The organism is Protofrankia sp. Cas8, assembly GCF_963555845.1.
Lineage (GTDB): Bacteria > Actinomycetota > Actinomycetes > Frankiales > Frankiaceae > Protofrankia.
Genome location: NZ_CAUVXI010000017.1, coordinates 23,761 through 42,983, shown reverse-complemented (window position 1 = coordinate 42,983; position 19,223 = coordinate 23,761). Strand labels below are relative to the sequence as shown.

12 protein-coding genes are annotated in these 19,223 nt (G+C 68.5%); 5 read left to right on the top strand and 7 right to left on the bottom strand.

Going from position 1 to position 19,223, the window contains the following annotated elements:
• The 3 genes from U9977_RS05090 to U9977_RS05080 all read right to left on the bottom strand — a co-directional run.
• The coding region (locus tag U9977_RS05090) for a hypothetical protein (protein WP_322747992.1) at positions 1–1,417 on the bottom strand (1,417 nt) is incomplete at its 3' end.
• Positions 1,418–1,571: 154 nt separating this feature from the next.
• A complete protein-coding gene (locus tag U9977_RS05085; RefSeq protein ID WP_416210477.1) occupies positions 1,572–5,273 on the bottom strand; it encodes a TM0106 family RecB-like putative nuclease in 3,702 nt (1,233 codons plus the stop codon).
• 97 nt (positions 5,274–5,370) lie between these two features.
• Entirely contained in the window at positions 5,371–6,384 is a 1,014-nt protein-coding gene (locus U9977_RS05080; RefSeq protein WP_322747990.1) for a hypothetical protein, read from the bottom strand.
• 396 nt (positions 6,385–6,780) lie between these two features.
• On the opposite strand from U9977_RS05080, the gene U9977_RS05075 reads away from it, so the two are divergent.
• From U9977_RS05075 to U9977_RS05065, 3 genes are all read left to right on the top strand, one after another.
• A complete protein-coding gene (locus tag U9977_RS05075; protein WP_322747989.1) occupies positions 6,781–9,261 on the top strand; it encodes an ATP-binding cassette domain-containing protein in 2,481 nt (826 codons plus the stop codon).
• 71 nt (positions 9,262–9,332) lie between these two features.
• Positions 9,333–10,643 (top strand): ATP-binding protein, encoded by a 1,311-nt coding sequence (locus tag U9977_RS05070; protein ID WP_322747988.1) that lies wholly within the window; start codon positions 9,333–9,335, stop codon positions 10,641–10,643.
• Between the two features lie 90 nt (positions 10,644–10,733).
• Positions 10,734–11,594 carry a ParA family protein gene (locus U9977_RS05065; RefSeq protein ID WP_416210476.1) on the top strand — a complete coding sequence of 287 codons (861 nt, stop codon included), beginning with the start codon at positions 10,734–10,736 and terminating at the stop codon, positions 11,592–11,594.
• Between the two features lie 110 nt (positions 11,595–11,704).
• Here the strand turns inward: U9977_RS05065 and U9977_RS05060 are convergent, their stop codons facing one another.
• The 3 genes from U9977_RS05060 to U9977_RS05050 form a co-directional block, all read right to left on the bottom strand.
• Positions 11,705–14,113 carry a lamin tail domain-containing protein gene (locus U9977_RS05060; RefSeq protein ID WP_322747986.1) on the bottom strand — a complete coding sequence of 803 codons (2,409 nt, stop codon included), beginning with the start codon at positions 14,111–14,113 and terminating at the stop codon, positions 11,705–11,707.
• A 262-nt stretch (positions 14,114–14,375) separates the two neighbouring features.
• On the bottom strand, positions 14,376–16,034 hold the full coding sequence (locus tag U9977_RS05055; RefSeq protein WP_322747985.1) for a metallophosphoesterase family protein: 1,659 nt from the start codon (positions 16,032–16,034) through the stop codon (positions 14,376–14,378).
• 162 nt (positions 16,035–16,196) lie between these two features.
• Positions 16,197–17,159, bottom strand: coding sequence for a DUF2889 domain-containing protein (locus U9977_RS05050; protein ID WP_322747984.1), 963 nt, complete (start codon positions 17,157–17,159; stop codon positions 16,197–16,199).
• A 399-nt stretch (positions 17,160–17,558) separates the two neighbouring features.
• Here U9977_RS05050 and U9977_RS05045 point away from each other — a divergent pair, with 399 nt between their 5' ends.
• Together U9977_RS05045 and U9977_RS05040 are read left to right on the top strand one after the other, a co-directional pair.
• Positions 17,559–17,705, top strand: a complete 147-nt coding sequence (locus U9977_RS05045) for a hypothetical protein (RefSeq protein WP_322747983.1) — start codon at positions 17,559–17,561, stop codon at positions 17,703–17,705.
• Positions 17,657–18,064 carry a maleylpyruvate isomerase N-terminal domain-containing protein gene (locus tag U9977_RS05040; protein WP_416210475.1) on the top strand — a complete coding sequence of 136 codons (408 nt, stop codon included), beginning with the start codon at positions 17,657–17,659 and terminating at the stop codon, positions 18,062–18,064. Before U9977_RS05045 ends, U9977_RS05040 begins: the two co-directional genes overlap by 49 nt.
• On the opposite strand, the gene glgA is transcribed toward U9977_RS05040, so the two are convergent.
• On the bottom strand, positions 18,038–19,210 hold the full coding sequence (gene glgA, locus U9977_RS05035; protein ID WP_322747994.1) for a glycogen synthase: 1,173 nt from the start codon (positions 19,208–19,210) through the stop codon (positions 18,038–18,040). The genes U9977_RS05040 and glgA overlap by 27 nt on opposite strands.
• Between the last annotated feature and the right edge of the window lie 13 nt (positions 19,211–19,223).

Below are 19,223 nucleotides of genomic sequence, written 5' to 3'. Positions count from 1 at the left end.
GGCTGAAGGTGATGGGCGTGGCCGGTACCAGCGGTACCAGCGCGGCGGCGGCAACGACGCCGGTGGCGGCGCGCAGCCGTGGTGGCCGTGCCTGGTCGAGCCAGAGCGCGATCATCACGCTCGCCGCCAGCGCGAGGTACAGCGACAGCCGGGACGGCAGTGCGTTGTGGAGCACCGGCCCCAGCTCCAGCAGGCGCCATGGCAGCGGGATGCGGGTGCCGCGCCCGCCGACGTGCAGGTGCGGGCCGAGCGACAGGACGGCGACGACGGCGAACAGCGGCGCACACACGGCCACGAGCGGGTTGCGGCGCAGCCGCACCGCGATGAACGCGAGCAGGGCCAGCAGCGGGAGGCCGACGTAGCCGCTGACCTCCACCGCGTTGCCGGAGAACCGCAGGCTCTCCCGGACCGCGACGTCCGGGCCGAGCGCCTGTAGCGGTGTGGGCGTGGCGAAGGTGAGCAGGTCCGACACTGCGATGTCCGACGGCTGGATTGATCCGTGGACGCGCTGTGGGCCGAAGAACTGGATGTAGAGCGGCCAGGCGAGCAGCACGGTGGCGACGACCGCGCAGACCGCGAGTCCGCGTACCGCCGCCGCGGCACGCGGGCGGACCTGGTCGCGGTGGCCCATGCACAGGATCGCGATGCCGATGACCGCCACCACCGCCGATGTCGCCAGTACCTCCTCGCTGATCAGCGCCTGGGCGGCCACGGCCGCACCGAGCAGCCCGCCGGTCCGCGTGGCGGTGCGTTGGCGGATGAGCAGGTCGTCCAACAGCAGCAGGAGGATCGGGGGAAAGAGCGCGAACGACAGGTGCAGGTGCCCGTAGGAAGCGCCGATGATGTACGGGCTGAAGCCGTAGAGCAGTCCGGCGACGGCGGCGGGGAACGCGGCGGTCCAGCGCCGCATCACCAGGAACATCACCCAGCCGGACAGCGCCGGCGCGAGCGTGGTCAGCACCTGGAAGGCCACGAGCGGCCCGGCCAGCACGGTGATCGGCGCGGCCACCACACCGAGCAGCGGCACGCCGGTGCTCCACATGATGTTGACGCCGTCCGGGGCGTTCAGAAAGTGGGTGACGAACGGGTCGAGCCCGTGGGAGATGGCATAGGGCGTCCAGGCCAGGTACCAGGAGAACAGAATGGCGTCACCGCCGCCGTAGACCCTGCTACCCAGCGCCGTCCAGCCGTTCCAGAATAACGCCACGGACAGTGCGCAGAACATTGCGAGGATCCCCGCTGCGACCAGCCACCTCTTCCTCCACGTGGCGGTGTTCCGCACCGGGGCGGCCACCGGGGCGGCGAGCGGGCTGCCAGCGCCGGTGTCTGCTGCCACACCGATGTCGGTTGCCGCATCGGTGTCTGTTGCCGCATCGACCTCCGAGAGCGCACTGATCTCAGCAGCCGTCACGGGCATCCCCTCACGTCGTCGCCGGCGAGCCGCCTCGTCCGGAGCACCGTCATGGCGCGGACATCGCGCTGTGTGCTGGACTCTGCTGTCCTGGACGTCTCGCCAGCGTTTCGGACTCTTCCCCGCAGAAGCAGGAGTGTAGGTCACCGGAAACAGGTGACTACCGGTGGGCTTCGGGGCGCTGCGAGGGGAAACCGGTACGGGCCGTGGCCCGCAGCCGCGCGAGGCCCGCCAACAGGCGCAGCTCGTCGACCGTGCGCGCGGTGCTGTCGAGCAGCGCGGGTGACATCACCAGCGCTGCCAGTACCTGCGCCCGCGACAACGCGACGTTCAGGCGGTTGCGGGAGAGTAGAAAGTCCAGCCCGCGGGGAGCCTCGGACGCGCTGGACGTGGTCAGCGACACGATGACCACGGGCGCCTCCTGGCCCTGGAACCGGTCGACCGTCCCGACCCGGACGCCGTGGATCCCGGCGTTGCGCAGTGCGTGCTCGATGGCACGCACCTGGCGGTTGTACGGGGCGACCACCAGCACATCCGGACCGCCCAGGATGCGTTCGCCGTCGAGGTCGACCAAGCGCCGGCGCAGGACGGTCTCGACCAGGCCGCGGACCGCCGCCACCTCCGGATCCGACCGGGTGGTGTTGGCGTGGTGCGGCACGTCGTGCAGGTAGAGGCCGGCTGCGATGCCGTCGACGCTGCGGGCGGCGGTCAGCGGGTGGGCGTGCAGGCGTCCCCGGTAGGCCAGCGCCGAGACCGGCTCGCACACATCCGGATGCATCCGTCTGGTCAGATCGAGGAAATAGCCGAATTCAGCCGGGATGACATCGTCCGAGCCGAGAAGGTGGGAAAGGGCTGAGGCGTCCGCGCCGTCCGGGTGGATTCCGGTGACAACCTGCGGGAGCTGCTGCGGGTCGCCGAGCAGCACGAGGTTGCGGGCGGCGCCGGCAACGGCAAGCGTGTCGGCGAGCGCGAACTGGCCCGCCTCATCGATGATCAGTACGTCGAACGGCTCCGCGCGCAGCGCGGGGTTGGCAAATGCCCACGACGTGTCACCGACCAGATGCCCGTCCGGGTGCGCCGCGCGCCAGGCGACCAACGCGCGGAGATCGCGGGGGCAGTCCCACGGCGCGAGGGGGTCGGGCTTCTGCCCGGCCCGCAGCTTCTTCGCCGCCGGTATCCCTATGGCCGTGAGTTGTTGGGGGGCCTCCGGGCGAGGCGGCTTCGCCATGGTGCCTCGCCCTATGGCCGTCAGCATGGCGTTCTCGATCGCCTTGTGGCTGGTCGAGCACACCCCGACCGTGCGGCCCTGCCCGACGAGATGGCGGATCAACCGTCCGGCCAGATAGGTCTTGCCGGCTCCGGGCGGCCCCTGCACGGCCAGGTAGGACCCGGCGAGCGCGTCGACGGCGGCGAGCACCGTGGTGATCAGGTCACCGCCGTACTCGGCCGGGTCGGGTAGACCGACCCGGCCGGCGGGCTGACCGACCAGGCGTGGCGGGCGGCGGCGTAGCAGATCCATCGCCGGGCCGTCGAGGGCCGCACGGTTGGAAAGGCCCGCGGCGACGGCGCTGGCAAGCTCCGCGATCGCGGCCGGTTTCGGTTCGGGACGTACCGGGGCTCCGGGCAGCACCGCGATCGGCAACTCGGTGGTGGTCCCGCCGGAGCCGGCCCCGTCGGGCATGGCGGTCTCGCGGATGAGCAGCCGGTCCGGGCCGGCACGCTCGATCTCGCCGTCACGGGTGGTGCCCGCCGCCCCGCCGATCCCCGGGTAGAGCAGTCGCACCCGTTCGCCGTCGGAGTACGGGTGGGTGCCGTCAGGGTCGAGGGTGGCCAGCAGGCCACGCCGGGTTCGGGTGCGCCGCCCGGACGGGACGACCCAGTCCTCCACGACGGTCCAGTCCAGCGGGACGGCGCAGTTGTCGTTCGCCTCCAGCGCCGCCCGGTCGGCGGCGAGCCAGCTGAAGAACTCCCACCACGCCGGTTTGTTCTCGCGCCGGTGGTAGCCGACGGCGGCGGCCAGCAGCGCCCGCGCCCGCTCGTCGTCCGTCCAGGTCGTCGGGTCGTCCGGTAGGCCCGCGACCAGCGCGTCGACGGCCGCGTCAGGATGAGCCGCGGGCGTGGCCGCGGTGTCCCCGGCGTCGAGGCCCGCCGGCGGGTCCATCGCCGCCACGCCCACTATGCCCTGCGCCGCGCGCAGCTCCAGCAGCCAACGATGCAGACGGTGGGTGGATACGCAGTCGACCCGGTTGTACTCGGCGATCTCACCGAGGATGTGGTCGGCGGCGGCGCGCTCGGAGTTCGCCAGGTGCGCCACGACACTCTCGTAGGCGACGATGCTGTCGACCGCGGTCTTGACCTCCGCGCCACGGGCCCCGGGCAGGTACAGCGGTTCCAGATACTTGATCGAGTATGAGCGCTGGGAGATCTTCAGGCTGCGCCGGACAACCGTGTAGAGGTCGACGAGGCTGTGCCCGGCAAGCAGGTCGTCCACCTGCCGTTCGCGGGTGCCGTGCCGGGCCGCCAACCGCTTGAGGGCGTTCGGCTCGTACGGGGCGTAGTGGTAGATGTGCGCCCGTGGATGGTCGGCGAGCCGCGCGGTCGCCCAGTCGATGAACTGTTCGAAGGCGCGTTTCTCCCCGGCGCGGTCGTGCGCCCAGAACGGGCGGAAGACCTCCGCATCCGCGCCATCCGCGCCATCCGCGCCATCCGCGCCATCCGGCGGCTGTTGGCCGTCTAGGACTACTGCGCCGAACAGGTATTCCAGACCGGTGTTACCCAGGGCGTACGGGTCGCCCTCCATGTCGAAGTAGATGTCGCCGGGGTCCGGGGCGGGTAGGGACGCGAGCCCGTCCGGGACGACCACCCGGACGGTGACGGTGCCGGTCGGGTCGTCGTCGGTGCGGGTGGCGTCCTGGATGACCTGGAGCTCCGCCTGGAGCCGGAGCCCGGCGAAGGTTGCCGCGGCCATCGTCGGTGGACGTTGGTCGTCACCAGCCGCGGCGAGATCCTCGACGGTGGTGATTGCGGCGGCCCGCAGCTTGCGGCGGGAGTCGGTGCGCAGGCCGGCGACCAGCGACAGGTCACGGGCGGCTTCCCGCCCCTTCGCGCAGTGGCCCGCGAACGCACAGGTCGGGCACGCCGGTCTGGGCTCAGCCCAGGAAGGTGCCGGGATCGCCGGCTCGGTCGCGAGCTGCTCGGCCAACCGGATGCGCGCGTGATCGACCATGGGTGCGACGTCGTCGACCCGCAGCGACTCCAGCCGGTCGTCGCCGAGCAGCAGGTGGATGTGCGCCGCGACCTCCACCCCGATTGTCGGCAGCGCCTGGGCATAGGCGGCGAGCTGCAGCACCGCGGCGGGGCGGGTATGCCGGGCGAGTTTGGCGTCGTACGGCTCGTAGCGGCCGGGTAGTGGTTCACCGGTGTGTTCACCGGTGTGTTCGCCGGTGATCGGATCGAGGTGGCTGGCGATCAGGAAGTCGGGTCGGCCCTGGAAGGAGCCGTCGAAAAGTACGCCCTGGTAGATGACGGCGACGCCGGCAGCGACGGCGTTGCGGGTCTGATCCCTCGCCGCGGCCAGCGCGGTCAGGGTGTTCTCGGGTCGTTCGATCACCCGGACCGCAGCTGGGCCGAAGACGTGGACGAACCGCTCCAACCAGCGCCGCTCGTGGGCCTCACCGTGGCGGACCAGCAGGTCGTCCGCCTCGGAGGTGTTGATCGGCGCGCCGGTGTCGTCAAAGCGCACGCCGGCCGCGCGGGCATGGGACAGCGCAAGCCGGTGCCCGCACTCGAGCGTGTCGACGACATCGCCGGCGGACACGACCCACCGCGCATGTCCACCGGCGACGCCGTCGAATCGCTGCATGTCCCTCCCATCCGCCTGATGCCCACGAACCCCGTAGTCGTCCTGCTCGACCATCCTGCCTCGGCAGTTCGACCATCCTGCCTCGGCCGGTGGCGGCTCAGCCCGGCCGGGTGCCGTACCGGCTGGTGGCGTTCCTGGCCAGCTGTAGTGAACCCGGGTCGGCGGCCAGCTGTTTGCCGTCCATGAAGCTGAACCCGAACAGGCCCGCGGCGGTGATCTGCCGCACGTATTCGTCGGTGAAAATCGCCCGCAGGTCGTTGGTCCAGGTGGCAGCGGTGCCGTCGTCGGGTTTGTAATGCGCAACCATGACCGGGCCGTACCGGCCGAGAATCTGCGTCATCCTGCGGATGTCGTCGACATTGCTTTTCGAGTCCATCGCCTGGAAGCTCTGGAAGTCCGACTGGCGCAGCACGTCGTCGAAATGCCCGATCAGTGAGCGCCCGCCGCCCTTTGCCGGGTCGTCCCAGCGGGCCTGCCAGCCACCCCAGCCGAGTGAGACCTTCGCGTTCGGCGCCATGGAGTGGAAGATGCCCATTGCCGCGATGTACTGGTCCTTCAGCTTCAGGTAGTAGTTGGTCACCTCGGGTGTGGCCGCCCAGGTGTTGGCCTGGCACGGGTAGGTCTGCAGTTCGGTGAACAGCGTGATGTAGAGCGGCGGTCCGTCCGCCGGACCGGCGAATATCTGCGCGAGTCGTCGGGTGTCACCCAGAAAGGCTGATGACAGCGGGTAGTCTCGGCCGCACGCGGAGCCGTACTTGGTCTGGACCGTGGCGACGTGACCTGCGCCACCGAGCCACACGACGAGGTGGATCGCGCGCCGCTCCGCGTATACCCGCGGGATGAGATCATTCGCCCAGTTCGTCATGAATCCAAAGTCGTTCGGGCTGTTGTACCAGGTCGTGAGCATTCCCAGCTGGTCGGCGATGGGCGATGTCGAGTCGCTGTCGAGAGAGGGACCGAGGCCGAACACGAGCTTTCCGGTCTTGCCGAATACGGCCGGTCGGGGCGATCCGCCGCCAGCGGCGTTCGTCACAGCCCCCACCGCCCGCGTCTGGCCGGTTATATCCGGTAGCGACCAGGTGAGGATGCCGGCGAGTGTCGCGAGAAACACAAAAGACGCTTCAAGTGGGCGAAACGACTTCAATACGAACAAGGCGGGCTTCTCCGCGGTTTCTCCCGAAGTGTCCCCCCGGACGGGGGGTAGCGTACATGCTGCCATCGCGCGCAGATGGACCATGTGGAGATCGCCGCTCGAGTGTCCGTGATGACAGCCGGTGTCGGCAGGCACCGGTTACCGGCCCGTTTCGTCGAAAAGACGCAATTTCGCGAGGCGGCGGCGGTTACGATCTCTTTCAGCTGGCGTGAGTGGTCTGCCCCGGAGGCCGGGGTCCCGGCCGGATCGGTGCGGACCGCTCAGCCCGGCGAGCACTGCTCTTTTCACGCCCTCGGAGGCACCAAGGGCCGCCGGAGGCCGACAACCTCTGGCCGCGGGGGGAAAGGAACGCAGGTGGACCGGACCTCTCTGCAGGTCAACACCCCGATCGGCCAGGTGGTCCTGGCTGGTTGCGGACCGTACGTGGTGGGGCGGGCGCGCCAGTCCGACATCGTCATCGTCGACAGCCGGGTGTCGTGGCGCCACTTCGTGCTGGAATCGGGGGCCGACGGTTGGCAGGTGCGCGACACCAGCGCCAACGGTCTGTGGCAGGACGGCCGACGTGTGGGCAACCTCAACGTGAGTGCGGCGCAGGTCAGCCTCCGCCTCGGCGCCGCGGACGGGCCGGAGGTCGTTCTCATTCCACAGCCGCGGCTGCCACGACAGCCGCGACCGCCACGACAGCCCGTCGGACCGGAGCCGGCCGACCGCCCGGCCGAGCAGCCGATCGTCGGAGACGAGCGCAAGGTCCACCGGTTGCGTCCGGGGCAGGTCACCCTGGGTCGTTCTCGGGACAACGACCTGGTTGTCGACGATTTACTGGCCTCTCGGCACCATGCCCAGCTTCATGTCGGCGCGGGCGTCGGTGGTACCGGTCGGGGCGCCGGCGGCTGGGGCGCGCTGGGTCGGAGCAGTGATCGACATGGTGGCGTCGAGGTCGTCGACCTGGGATCGGCCAATGGCACATTCGTCAACGGCCGGAGGATCACACATGCGCCTGTGGCGCAACGTGACGTTGTCGCCATCGGCCACCATCTGTTTCAGCTTGACGGTGACACGTTGGTTGAGTACTTCGACAGCGGTGACGTGACGTTCGAGGTGCAGGGCCTGTCGGTGTGGGCCGGTGCCAAGCAGCTCATGAACGACGTCACTTTCCGGCTGCCGGCCCGGTCACTGCTGGGGGTGGTCGGTCCGAGCGGCGCGGGCAAGTCGACGTTGCTCAACGCGCTCACCGGATTCCGCCCGGCCGATGCCGGCACGGTCCGCTATGCGGGCCGGGATCTCTATGCCGAGTACGACGAGCTGCGCCGCCGGATCGGCTACGTCCCGCAGGCCGATCCTCTGCACAGCCAACTGACCGTCCGCCAGGCCCTGGAGTACGGCGCGGAGCTGCGCTTCCCGGCGGACACCACCGCGAACGAGCGGCGCGCCCGGGTCAGCGAGGTCATCATCCAGCTGGGATTGCGTGACCATGCCGACACCCCGGTCGGTCGGCTCTCCGGCGGCCAGCGCAAGCGGACCAGCGTCGCGCTTGAGCTGCTCACCCGTCCGACACTGCTGTTCCTGGACGAGCCGACCTCCGGCTTGGATCCGGCGAACGACCAGTCGGTGATGGAGGCGCTGCACGGACTCGCCCGGGGCAGCGACGGCGCCGCCACGGCTCCCGGTGCAGGCCGCACGGTGATCGTGGTGACCCACAGTGTGCTTTTTCTTGATCTTTGTGACTATCTGCTGGTCCTTGCACCCGGTGGCCACGTGGCGTACTTCGGGCCGAGCGCGGGTGCGCTGCGATTCTTCGGGAAGAAGGACTTCAAGGAGTTCGTCACCGTCTTCCGGGAACTGGAGGCAACCGCGGGCGCGGTGCTCGCGGCCCGCTTCCGCGCATCGGAGGACTACGTCCCCGCCGCGGTGGTCGCGCCCCTGGTCCGACGGAGTCCTGCGCTGCTGCCCAGCGTCGGCCAACAGCCTGTGCTGGCGCAGCTGTCCACCCTTACCCGCCGCTACCTGCGGGTGGTGCTCGCGGATCAGTCCTACCTTCGGTTGATCGTTGTTTTTCCGTTCCTGTTGGGGATCATCCCGCGGGTGATTCCGGCCCGGGATGGGCTCGCCGCGTTGCCGGTGCCGAACCCGGATGCGACCAAGGTGCTGGTCGTGCTGGTGCTGTGCGCGTGCTTCATGGGGATGGCGAACTCGGTTCGCGAGATCGTCAAGGAGCGGCAGATCTACCGGCGGGAACGCACGATCGGTCTGTCCCGCACCGCCTACCTGGGTTCGAAGGTCGTCGTCCTTGCCGTGATCACGACCTGTCAGTGCGTGGTCTTCACACTGATCGGATTACTGGGGCGGATGCCGACACGGTCGGTGCTGCTCGGCTCCCCGCTCGCGGAGTGCATCATCGCGGTGCTCGTGGCGGCGCTGTCGTCGATGATGATCGGCCTGCTCGTGTCGACGCTGGTGGACAACGCCGACAAGACCATGCCGGTGCTGGTCCTGGTCACCATGGGCCAGCTCGTGCTGTCCGGCGGGCTGGTGTCCGCGGTCGGACGCTTCGGACTGGAGCAGATCAGCTGGCTCGCGCCGGCACGCTGGGGCTTTGCCGCCCTGGGCGCGACCACCGACCTCAACAGCGTGGCCAAACTGGGCACGCTGGGCAGGATGGGCCCGCGGGGTGATCCACCGGATCCGCTGTGGGCCCCGAACGCCGCAACCTGGCTCACCGACGTCATCCTCGGCACCTCGGTGGGTGTCGTCGCGCTGATCCTGACCGCCTATATGATCCGCCGGATCGAGCCCAAGGTCGGCCGGCGCAAGACGGGCGCGGATCCGCCATCCTGATGCCGCGGATCCGCCATTCGAAGCCGGCGGATCCGCCATCCGAGTCATGCGAATCTGCCATGATGGACGCCGTGGCGGACTCATTCCGAATCGACGGTTCAGTCTTCAACGTGCGCCGGTCCCTCCAGCCTCTGATCATCGAAGCACTGGCCGACACCCGTGTCGTCGGCGTCGTCGGACCTCGGCAGGCAGGCAAGTCCACGCTGGTGCAGCGCATCGTCGGTGACTCGCCAAACGGTGTGTACGTCTCCCTGGACGATCGTGACGCCCGGGTCGCGGCGGCGGCGGATCCACGTGGCTTCCTGATGGGACGTCCGGGGCTCCTGGCCATCGACGAGGTGCAGCGGGTCCCCGAGTTGCTGATCGCGCTGAAGGCGGCAGTCGACACGGACGAACGTCCGGGCCGGTTCCTGGTGACTGGTTCCTCGCAGCTCAGCGCCAACCGCGGTGTGTCGGAGACACTCGCCGGCCGGATTGAGCGCTTCGAGCTGTGGCCGCTGAGCCAGAGCGAACTAGCCGTAGCGGGTGTGGTTGGAGCGGGTGTGGTTGGAGCGGCTGACACGTTCCTTGACCGGCTCCTTGGCGGCGAACTGCCGCTGGACCAGGTCGGCGAGTTGACCAAGCACGACTATCTGGATCGGGCTGTCGCAGGCGGGTATCCGGAGGCTGTCCGCAGATCAGGGGCGAGGCGAGCCGCATGGTTCGACGCCTATGTCGAGACGGTGGTGGAGCGGGAGGCTCCAGGGGTGTCGGCCTCACCGCGCACAGCCGAACTGCCACGTCTGCTCCGCCTGGTCGCGGCCAGGCACGCCAGCCTGCTCAACGTGGCCGACCTGGCACGTGACGCAGGGCTGCCGGAGCGAACAGTCCATCGTTATCTGGAGGTTCTCGAAGCGGTCTTTCTCGTCCGCCGCTGCCCCGCATGGGCGGTGAACCTCAGCCAACGGGAGATCCGGGCGTCCAAGGTCTTCGTGACCGATCCTGGTCTTGCCGCTCATCTGCGTGGTGCTGACATCACGTCGCTCACGCGCCCGGAACTGTCCCACGGCGCCGACGGCCCGGTTCTTGAGGGGATGGTTTACGCCGAGTTGCTACGGCAGTCGGGTTGGTCGGCGGTCAGACCGTCACTGTTCCATTATCAGGACCGGGCCGGGGCCGAGATCGACCTCATAGTGGAGGACCGGTCCCTGCGTGTCGTCGCGATCGAGGTGAAGGCCGCGGCCGACGTCTCAACCCGCGACATCCGCCACCTCGCCGCCGTCCGCGACCGACTCGGTGACCGTTTCGTCGCCGGGCTGGTGCTGCACACTGGCGCTCGGGCCTTTTCACTGGGCGACCGCCTGGCCGCGGTTCCCGTCAGCGCCCTGTGGGCTCCGAAATGATGAACGACTTACGCTATGGTGTCCTGGATCATCCGGATGAGGAGCTCGCCGTGACAGGCATGACCGGTCAGCGTAAACGGGGGCATGGACGTGGCGCACATCGTCTCGACGATCAACCTTAAGGGTGGCGTCGGCAAGACGACGATCACTGCTGCGCTCGCGGAGATCATGGCGGCAGAGCACAGGAAGCGTGTGCTGCTCGTCGATCTCGACCCGCAGACGAACCTGACTGTCTACATGATCGGCGAGGCGCACTGGAAGGACCTGAACGACTCGGACCGGACGTTGGCCACTCTCTTTCGCGACGCGGTGGAGCCGCGCTCGGCCGGCGGCCTGTTCGACATCGACGCGGCACTGCAACGGGATGTGTCCCCGGTGCGAACAGTCACGCAGGTCGACCTGCTGGCATCCTCGCTTGATCTCATCGACATCCAGGACCGGCTGCTCGCTCCGTCCGGGGAGTTCCTCCATGATCGGGTCGAGCTGCTGGCGCGGCAGATCGAGAAGATATCCGGCAACTACGACTACGTCCTGGTGGACTGCCCGCCGAATCTGAGCATGCTCACCCTGAACGGGCTGAGGATCTCGCACGGCTACATCATCCCGACTGTCCCCGACTTCATGTCGACCTACGGAATCACGCAGGTCCGGTCCAGAATCGCGAAATTCGCCACCGACGTGGGCGTTGACATCCCCGCGATCGGGCTGGTCATCAGCAAGTACCGCTCCGAGGTGACCCTGCACCAGCAGATGGCGGACTACCTCCAACGGACCGGGCAGGACGACGGGCTGCACGTGTTCGGGTCCAGGATCCCCGAGTCGGGTGACATAGCCGCCGCAGCCGAGTTCAACGACTGGGGAACCCTGCGGCAGCGTTACGGCTACAAGGGCCAGTATGACGCGCTGGCCGCGCTCACGGTGGAGTTCATGGGCCTCGTCGAGAGCAGCTGACCTCGGTGCCGTGCAGCGACTGGCGGTCGCGACGCGGCACCGGGCCGGCACGGGTCAGGCCCTGATGATCAGATGTTGGTGGTCAAGGCGATATGATCAAGACGAGGTGATCAGGGCAGGGTGAGGCGGACGACCTGTGGGTCATGATCACTCTGCTGGGTCGCGAACTCGGAGTTCACATGCACCACGTTGTAGCTGTGCGAGGCGCCGGTCAGCGATGACGACAGCAGGATGTGGTCGAGGACCTGCGAGTTGCCCTCGTACACGTAGGTGTAGCGCTCGGCGTCGGACAATGTCGCCGGCAGGTCCGTCAGGCCGGCGGTGTCCAGGGTCTGCACGGGCGCGGAGTAGGTGAAGTCGTTCAGGTCGCCGGCCACCACGATCCGAGCCTGGCTGTCGATCGCGAGGATCGACTGGACGAAGCTCTTCACCACAGCGGCTTGCTGGCTACGCTGCGTCTCACTGGACAGCGTCGGCGGCTGGTAACGGCCGAACAGCGGGTTGTCGCCGCCCTTGGAGTTCCAGTGGTTGGCGATCACGAACAGCGGCTTGGAGTTGACGTAGAACTTGCCGACCAGCGGCTTGCGGCTGGTACTGAAGGCGGTGTTGGTCGGGTCGATCCGCCCGGGGTTGTAGCTGAGGTTGACCCGGTCGGCGGAGTTGCCGCTGTCGGAGACGCTTTCCGCCGTCGTGGAGTCGCCGGGAGTGCCGGCGGCGAAGGTCAGCCCGATGTCGGTGCGGTAGAGCAGACCGACCCGGATGTTGCCGCCGGGCTCACCACCATCGGAATCGTCCACCGGGTTGATCTGCTGGTAGGTGTAGGTAGGCCCGCCCGCGGCGCTGATCGCGTTGATCAGCTTGGTCCAGGTCTGGTCGGCGGCGACCACCGAACTGTTGGTGGCCCCGTCGTTGTCCTGGATCTCCTCGACGCTGATGATCCCCGGCGCGGCCAGGTTGGTCACGATCTGGCCGGCCAGGCCGTCGAACTTGCTCTGTGGGTCGGTCGGGTCCAGGTTCTCGACGTTGAAGGTGGCAACCGAGATCTGGCCCGTGCCCGGCCCCGTGGTGCTCTGCGGGGTCAGCCCGCTGTCCACCCTGGTGATCGGGCTGGTCAGCAGCAGGTGGAAGTTGGCGAACGAGTAGTCGAGCACACCGGCCGCGGGGCCGGAGAAGTGGTCGCCCACGTTCACCCCGGTGGGAACCGAGCCGGCGAGGATGGCGTCGTCGATCACCAACCGCTCCGGGTTGCCGTCGGTCTGGCGCAGCACGATGCCGCCGCGGTTGGTGCGCACCGACGCGTTCGCGCCGTCGTCACCGAGCACCGGGATCTCGTTGTAGCTGTTGCCGGGGCCGACTGCGACCGGGTTGTTCACCTGGACGCGCATGCCCTCCAGGGATTCGTAGAAGTCGATGCCGTCGGTGGCCACGTCGAAGGTGCCCGAGGTTTCGACACTGCCCGTGGCGTCGTCGTCGATCACGGTCGTGGGCGGTACCCGGCCGCCGGTGCCGATCACCGTGGCTGCCGGGACCGTTCTGGTGCCCAGCACGGAGACCGACGGGGAGGTGATCTCAGTGGTGGTCAGGTTCGCCGTGGTGGCCCCGCTCGGCCGGTACTCCGACACGGTGCCGCCGACCGCGATCTCCTGGCCGACGCTGACCGTCGGCGTGCTGGAGGTGTACACGAACACACCCTCGGAGGTGGCGTCGCTCGTGTCCGGGCACGGGTCCTGGAACCAGAAGCCGGTGCTCTTCACCGCGGTGACGACGCCGCGGACGTTCGAGACCGCCTGGGCGTTCAGCGGTGAGATGTGGGCGCTGCCCTGGATATCGCGGATGCGGGTGGTGTAGCCGGTGCAGGAGCCGCCACCGCCGCCGCTCTGGGAGTTCTGCGGGGTCGGGCTGACCTTGGCGAAGTCGTTCGCGTTGTTGTCGGTGTCAGTCGCCGGGTTGGACCTGGTCGCCGACGTGGTGTTCGACAGGGTTGCGGCCGGTGACGTCTCGTAGTCGTTCGCGGCGCCGTAGCCGATGAAGTCCTTCACGCCGGACGCGGCGTGGCAGTTGCTCCCGCAGGTCAACGCGGTGGTGGTGGTGACGAGCGCGACCTTGCCGGCGGTGGCGGACATGTTGGTCGTGCCGGTCGCGTCCGGGGTGGGCAGCGCGACGCCCTGACTGCCCGCGGACCCGAGCTTGACCAGGTACTTCGAGCCGGGCTGGATCGTGCCGGACAGCGCGGTGACCAGGTAGTTGGTCCCGGACGAGGCGGCGTACTGGGTCGACCAACCGGAGAGGCTGACCGCGGCGCTGCCTCGGTTGTAGAGCTCGACGAAGTCGTTGAGATAGGGGGCACCGCTGTTGCCACCGCCCCCGTAAACTTCGCTGATCACCACGTCGGGCGACGTGGCGAGCGCCGGCACCACGACCGTTGCGGTGTAGCCACCGATGAGGGTCGCGGCGAGTAGAGGCGGTAGCAGGCGCCGCAGCGGAGAGTGGCCACGTGGCGAAGGGCGAGGAAGTGCCATGAACGGGCTCCTGACCAACAATGCGTGGACAACGAAATGAGCCCGTTATCTCTATCGAGTCGACGGTGTTGATTTCTATTGGGTAACGGCGACGATCCGTGGACGCTCGAATGAACTTCTGTCACCGCACGATCGACGCCACGCTGATCCACTTCTACTGTGGTTGATCGTGTTGTCGGATCGCAGTGGCGGGATCCGACAACACGATCAACGTACCGAGTGGGGCTACAGGTGGGGATTCAGGTGGGGATCCAGGTGGGGATCAGGCGGCGTCGAAGTCGGCCTTCGCGTCGGACACACCCCGGGACCCGACCGTGCACAGCCCGGCGGTGCGCACCAGCGTGACGCGGTCGAGCTCGGCTCCGCTCTCGGCGACCGCGCGAACGGTCAGCGTCGCCGGCTGGCCCAGGCGTGCGGGCGTGACGTCCACCGCGACGAACGAGTACCCGGTGTAGCGGACCCGGGACCAGGTCACCACCTCGGGGGTCTTCACCCCGACGCCCGTCCACGAGTAGGTGTTGACCGAGGCTGCATCGTTCACGTGCCCGGCGTAGCTGTCCGGGGCCGGGAAGCTGTACAGGCTGCGCCCGCCGCCGCCGACCGACAGATAGGTCGTCCCGTCGGTGTCCGGGTGGACGGTCCCGCCGATCGGCACCGCCTTGCTCGGGCTGCCGCCACGCAGCGGGTCGCTGCGCTCATAGATGTGGTTGTGGCCGTTCAGGACGAGGTCGACGCGGTAGGCGTCGAACAGCGGCACCCACTCGGCCCGCACGCCACCCTCGGACGCGTGTGCGTTCGTCGTCGAGTAGGTGCAGTGGTGGAAGAAGACGACGATGAAGTCGACGTCGGGCTGGCGACGCAGGAACTTCAGCCGGGACTTCAGCCAGGACGTCTGGGAGCCCTTGCTGTAGCCGAGGTTCGCGGGGATCTCGTTCGAGACGTCGTTGGCGTCGAGGCTGATCACACCGACGTTCCCGTAGATGAACGAGTAGACCGACGGGCAGGCCTTCGGTCCGTTACCGGGGAAGTCCCACCGGGCGATCTGGCCACCGTAGCCCTCCGGGGAGTACAGCGCCTCCATGTCGTGGTTGCCGGTGGCGACCATCCACGGCACCCGCGAGGCGACCGCTTCGATCTGCCCGAGGTAGGAGTCCCAGATGGTCGGGTTGAAGATGTCGGTGCCGTTGGCACCGGTGGCGCTGACCGGCCTGCCCTGGCCGCTGGGGTCGGCGTATGCGATGTCGCCGAGCAGCAGGTGGAAGGCGGGGTTCTGCTGGGCCACGACGCCGTCGTTGGCCAGCGCATGCGGGCTGACGCCCTGGTCGCCGAAGGCTGTGAACGTGAACGGCTCCACGTCCCAGCGTCCCCGCTGGGGTGCGGTGTGCACCGTCGAAATGGCGCCCGCGGCGGAGGCGGGCTCATAGCCCTTGTGACCCACGCCGTAGTAGTAGGTGGTGTCCGGGCGAAGCCCGTTGAGCTCGACGTGCAGGTAGTACTGATCGACGGGTCCGGCCGCTCCCGGCACTTCCGAATGCAGCGGACGGACCTCGGCCGGGATGCGGCCGGACAGATCGGACGGGTCGGTGCCGATCCGGATGAACGGCCTTCTGACGGGCGTCGGTACCTGCCAGCCGATGCGGATCTGACGGCGGGGGTCGGCACCGAAGGCCAGGTGACGGGCGAAGGGTGCGACCGACGCTCCGTCCGCGGTGGAGTTGGTGGTGGCCAGCGTCGGGCCGGTGCCGGCGGACGCGGCCGAGCCGAGCAGGCTGGGACCGGCGAGGAGGGCTCCTGCACCGAGGGCACCGGCGCGGAACACGCTACGGCGGGACGGGCGCTGAGACATCAGCCATTCGTGCTGCTCGGCCATGCTCATGCGCTCGGCGAGGCGGTCGGGAATCCCCATACGTGGTGTCTTCACGACATGTGACACTTGACTGATCAACTCACGCGACGTGATACCCCAGGTGAATGAATTCCTACGGTTTGCAGCTGAAATGGTAAACATGTCGCGTGAGTTCATGGCCGGGGCGCTGGTGGGATGCCGGTGTTACTGCGATACCGGTGTTACTGCGACACGGTGTTACTGCGACAGCAGCGGGATCAGCGCGTGGATGTCGGCGAGCGCTCGGAGCTGGTCGGTGAGATGGGTGCAGGTCGTCGGTCCGATCATGTCGGCGCGCAGCATCTCGCGGAGCCCCGTCAGGCGCTCACCGACCAGACGGGTGGCACTTGCCGCGGCGGCCGGGCAGTCGGGGCCTGGCAGGACATGGGGTGTCGCGCTGGCCGAACTGATCGTCCCGGTGGCACGGTCGACCGTCGTGTGGACGGCGTATTCGTGGATCACTTTCTGAGTGCCGTCCGGTTCACAGAACGTGTCGCGAAAAAGTCCCTCGACGGTCACAACGCCGAGGTCTGGGCCAGGCACCACGTCGAGCCTGCGCCGACGTCGGATGCTCCCCGGCGGCAGGTCAGGCATCGTGTGCCAGCCCAGCGGATCGGTCGCGTCCGCCAGCTCCGGGGCGGATGGTCCCACGCCGAGAAGGGAGAAGCGGCCTTCTCGGTGGCTCATATCCATCTCGCCGCCGGCCTTCCAGCCCGCGCAGACGTCCGTGGGTGGCATGACCGTGTTCCGCGGCCGTTCCCCGGAGACGCGTGCGATGGCTGATCCAGAGATCAACGTGACCACCGGTACTTCGTCGAGGAGGAGTCCGAGCAGGGTGCCGTCGGCGGTGAGGTGGGGCGCGGCCTGGTCCAGCGCTGTGCGGAAGCCCGAACCGGCACGAACGCCGACCAGTGTGTCACTGCCTGGCATCGCCGGTTCGCAGTGGACCGCGGTCACCAGACGCCCACCGAAGTAGTCGATGGTGACGCGGGTACTCGCTTCGGCTACGAGCTCTGCATCCCAGCCGGTATCACTGGCTGTGCCTGTCTGGTATCTGGTTGCCGGGTTTGCGGTTGGCAGGCTTTTCGTCGTGCGTATGTCGCGGGCCCTGCCGACGAGGACGAGCGGACCTTCGAGTCCGTCCGGACGCAAAGCATCCACCGAGCTGGTTCGACGTACCGAACCCGGGATGCGCGGCGGCGTGCCCGCGGCTGGTCCGACGGTCCCTGGCCACAGAAGAACACTGGTCACTCTTCCAAGGGTTAGCAGCCAGGACGGGCCGACGCACGCTCGAAGCCTTGATCCGGTGCCGGAAGTCGGCAATGTCACGTCCCCCGTGACGCCTTCATGATTGTTTCGCGGTGTTCCCCGACGCGCGGCGAACGTTTCGATCTAGGAGTCTCGTAGCGGGCCGGGCGTCGGCGTGTGGTAGATCTTGATCACACCGAAGCCCTCAACGTGACCGAAGCCGCGTACCTACAAGAGCGGCCGCCATAGCGACCGATTCCACCTACTGTCGGACGACATTCGGCCGAACGGTAGGTGGTTCCGGTCATCAGGATGGCCTCAACGACCTACGCACCCGGCCCCGTCACCCGGATTCTGTTCACCGGCGGCATCAAAGTAGCCGGGACACGCCGTCCGTTACCCGACATCGCCTGCATCGTGTCGATCTCCCCGGCGGCCTCGGCGACCCCGCGGCCGTGACCCAACGTGGTCGGGATGCCGGCGCGGCACTCGGCGACGATCCGTCCGGCGCGGTCACGACGCTGGCCACCCGGGTGCGCCAGCTGGTGTGCGAGAGTCCCGACGACGCGGTCGTCACCGCCCCGGTCGGCGCCATGAGGCTGGTCGACTACCTGCCGACCCGGACCTTCGAGCTCACCGTCCACACTCTGGATCTGGCTCGTGTACTGGGCATCCGGCCACCGGCGGCGTTGGGCATCGCCGTCGGTGGCAGCCTGCTGCTCGCCGCCGAGATCGCCGTGACCCTGCCCGACGCCGCCGACATCCTCCTCCTGCTCACCGGACGCGCCGACCTACCCGCCGGCCTGAGCGTGGTCTGACACCAGCGCCTCGTAGAGGCGGGCGGTTTTTTCGGCTACCGCCGGCCAGCCGAACTCGGCGACGGCGCGGTCCCGGCCGGCTTGGCCCATGGCTGCGGCGCGTGCCGGGTCGGTGAGTAGTTCGTTGACGGCGGCGGCCAGCGCCGCGGGGTCATCGGGTGGTACGAGCAGCCCGGTCACGCCGTCGTCCACCACTTCGGGGATGCCCCCGATCCGGGAGGCGACCACAGCCGTGCTGCAGGCCATGGCCTCGAGGTTGACGATCCCGAGCGGCTCGTAGATCGACGGGCAGACGAAGACGGTCGCGTGCGAGAGCAGCTGGATGATCTCGGGCTTGGCAAGCATGCCGGAGATCCACACAACACCCTTGCGGACGTCACGTAGCCCGTCGACCAGGTCGGTGACTTCGGCCAGTAGCTGCGGGGTGTCGGGCGCGCCCGCGCAGAGCACCAGCTGAGCCCGAGGGTCGAGCTCGGCCGCGGCCCGCAGCAGCACCGGCACTCCCTTCTGCCGGGTGATCCGACCGACGAAGACCACCGACGGCTGCCCCGGGTCCACCCCGTGGCGGGCCAGGACATCGGTCGCGGGGTCCGGCGCGTATTCGTCGGTGTCGATCCCGTTGCGGATGACGTGGACCTTCGCCGGATCGACCGCCGGGTAGGCCGACAGGACATCGGCTCGCATGCCCTCACTCACCGCGATGACCGCCGCGGCTGACTCGATGGACACCCGCTCGCACCATGATGACAGTGCGTAGCCACCGCCGAGCTGTTCGGCCTTCCACGGCCGCTGCGGCTCAAGAGAATGCGAGGTCATCACGTGCGGGATCCCGTAGAGCAGGGATGCCAGATGCCCGGCAAGGTTGGCGTACCAGGTGTGGGAATGTACCAGGTCCGCGTCGGCGACGGCAGCCGTCGCGGACAGGTCGGCCGACACCGTCCGCAACGCCTCACCCGCGTCCGCGAGCTGGTCCCACGGCCGGTGCGCGCGTACCGCGATGCCGTCCGAGCCCGGCCGGTCGGCCCCCTGGCAGTGCACGGTCAGGTTCACCAACCGGGAGACTTCGCGGGCGAGGTACTCGACGTGCACTCCGGCGCCGCCGTAGACCTCCGGCGGGTACTCCCTGGTCAGCAACGAGACGCGCATTACCTGCCCTTCA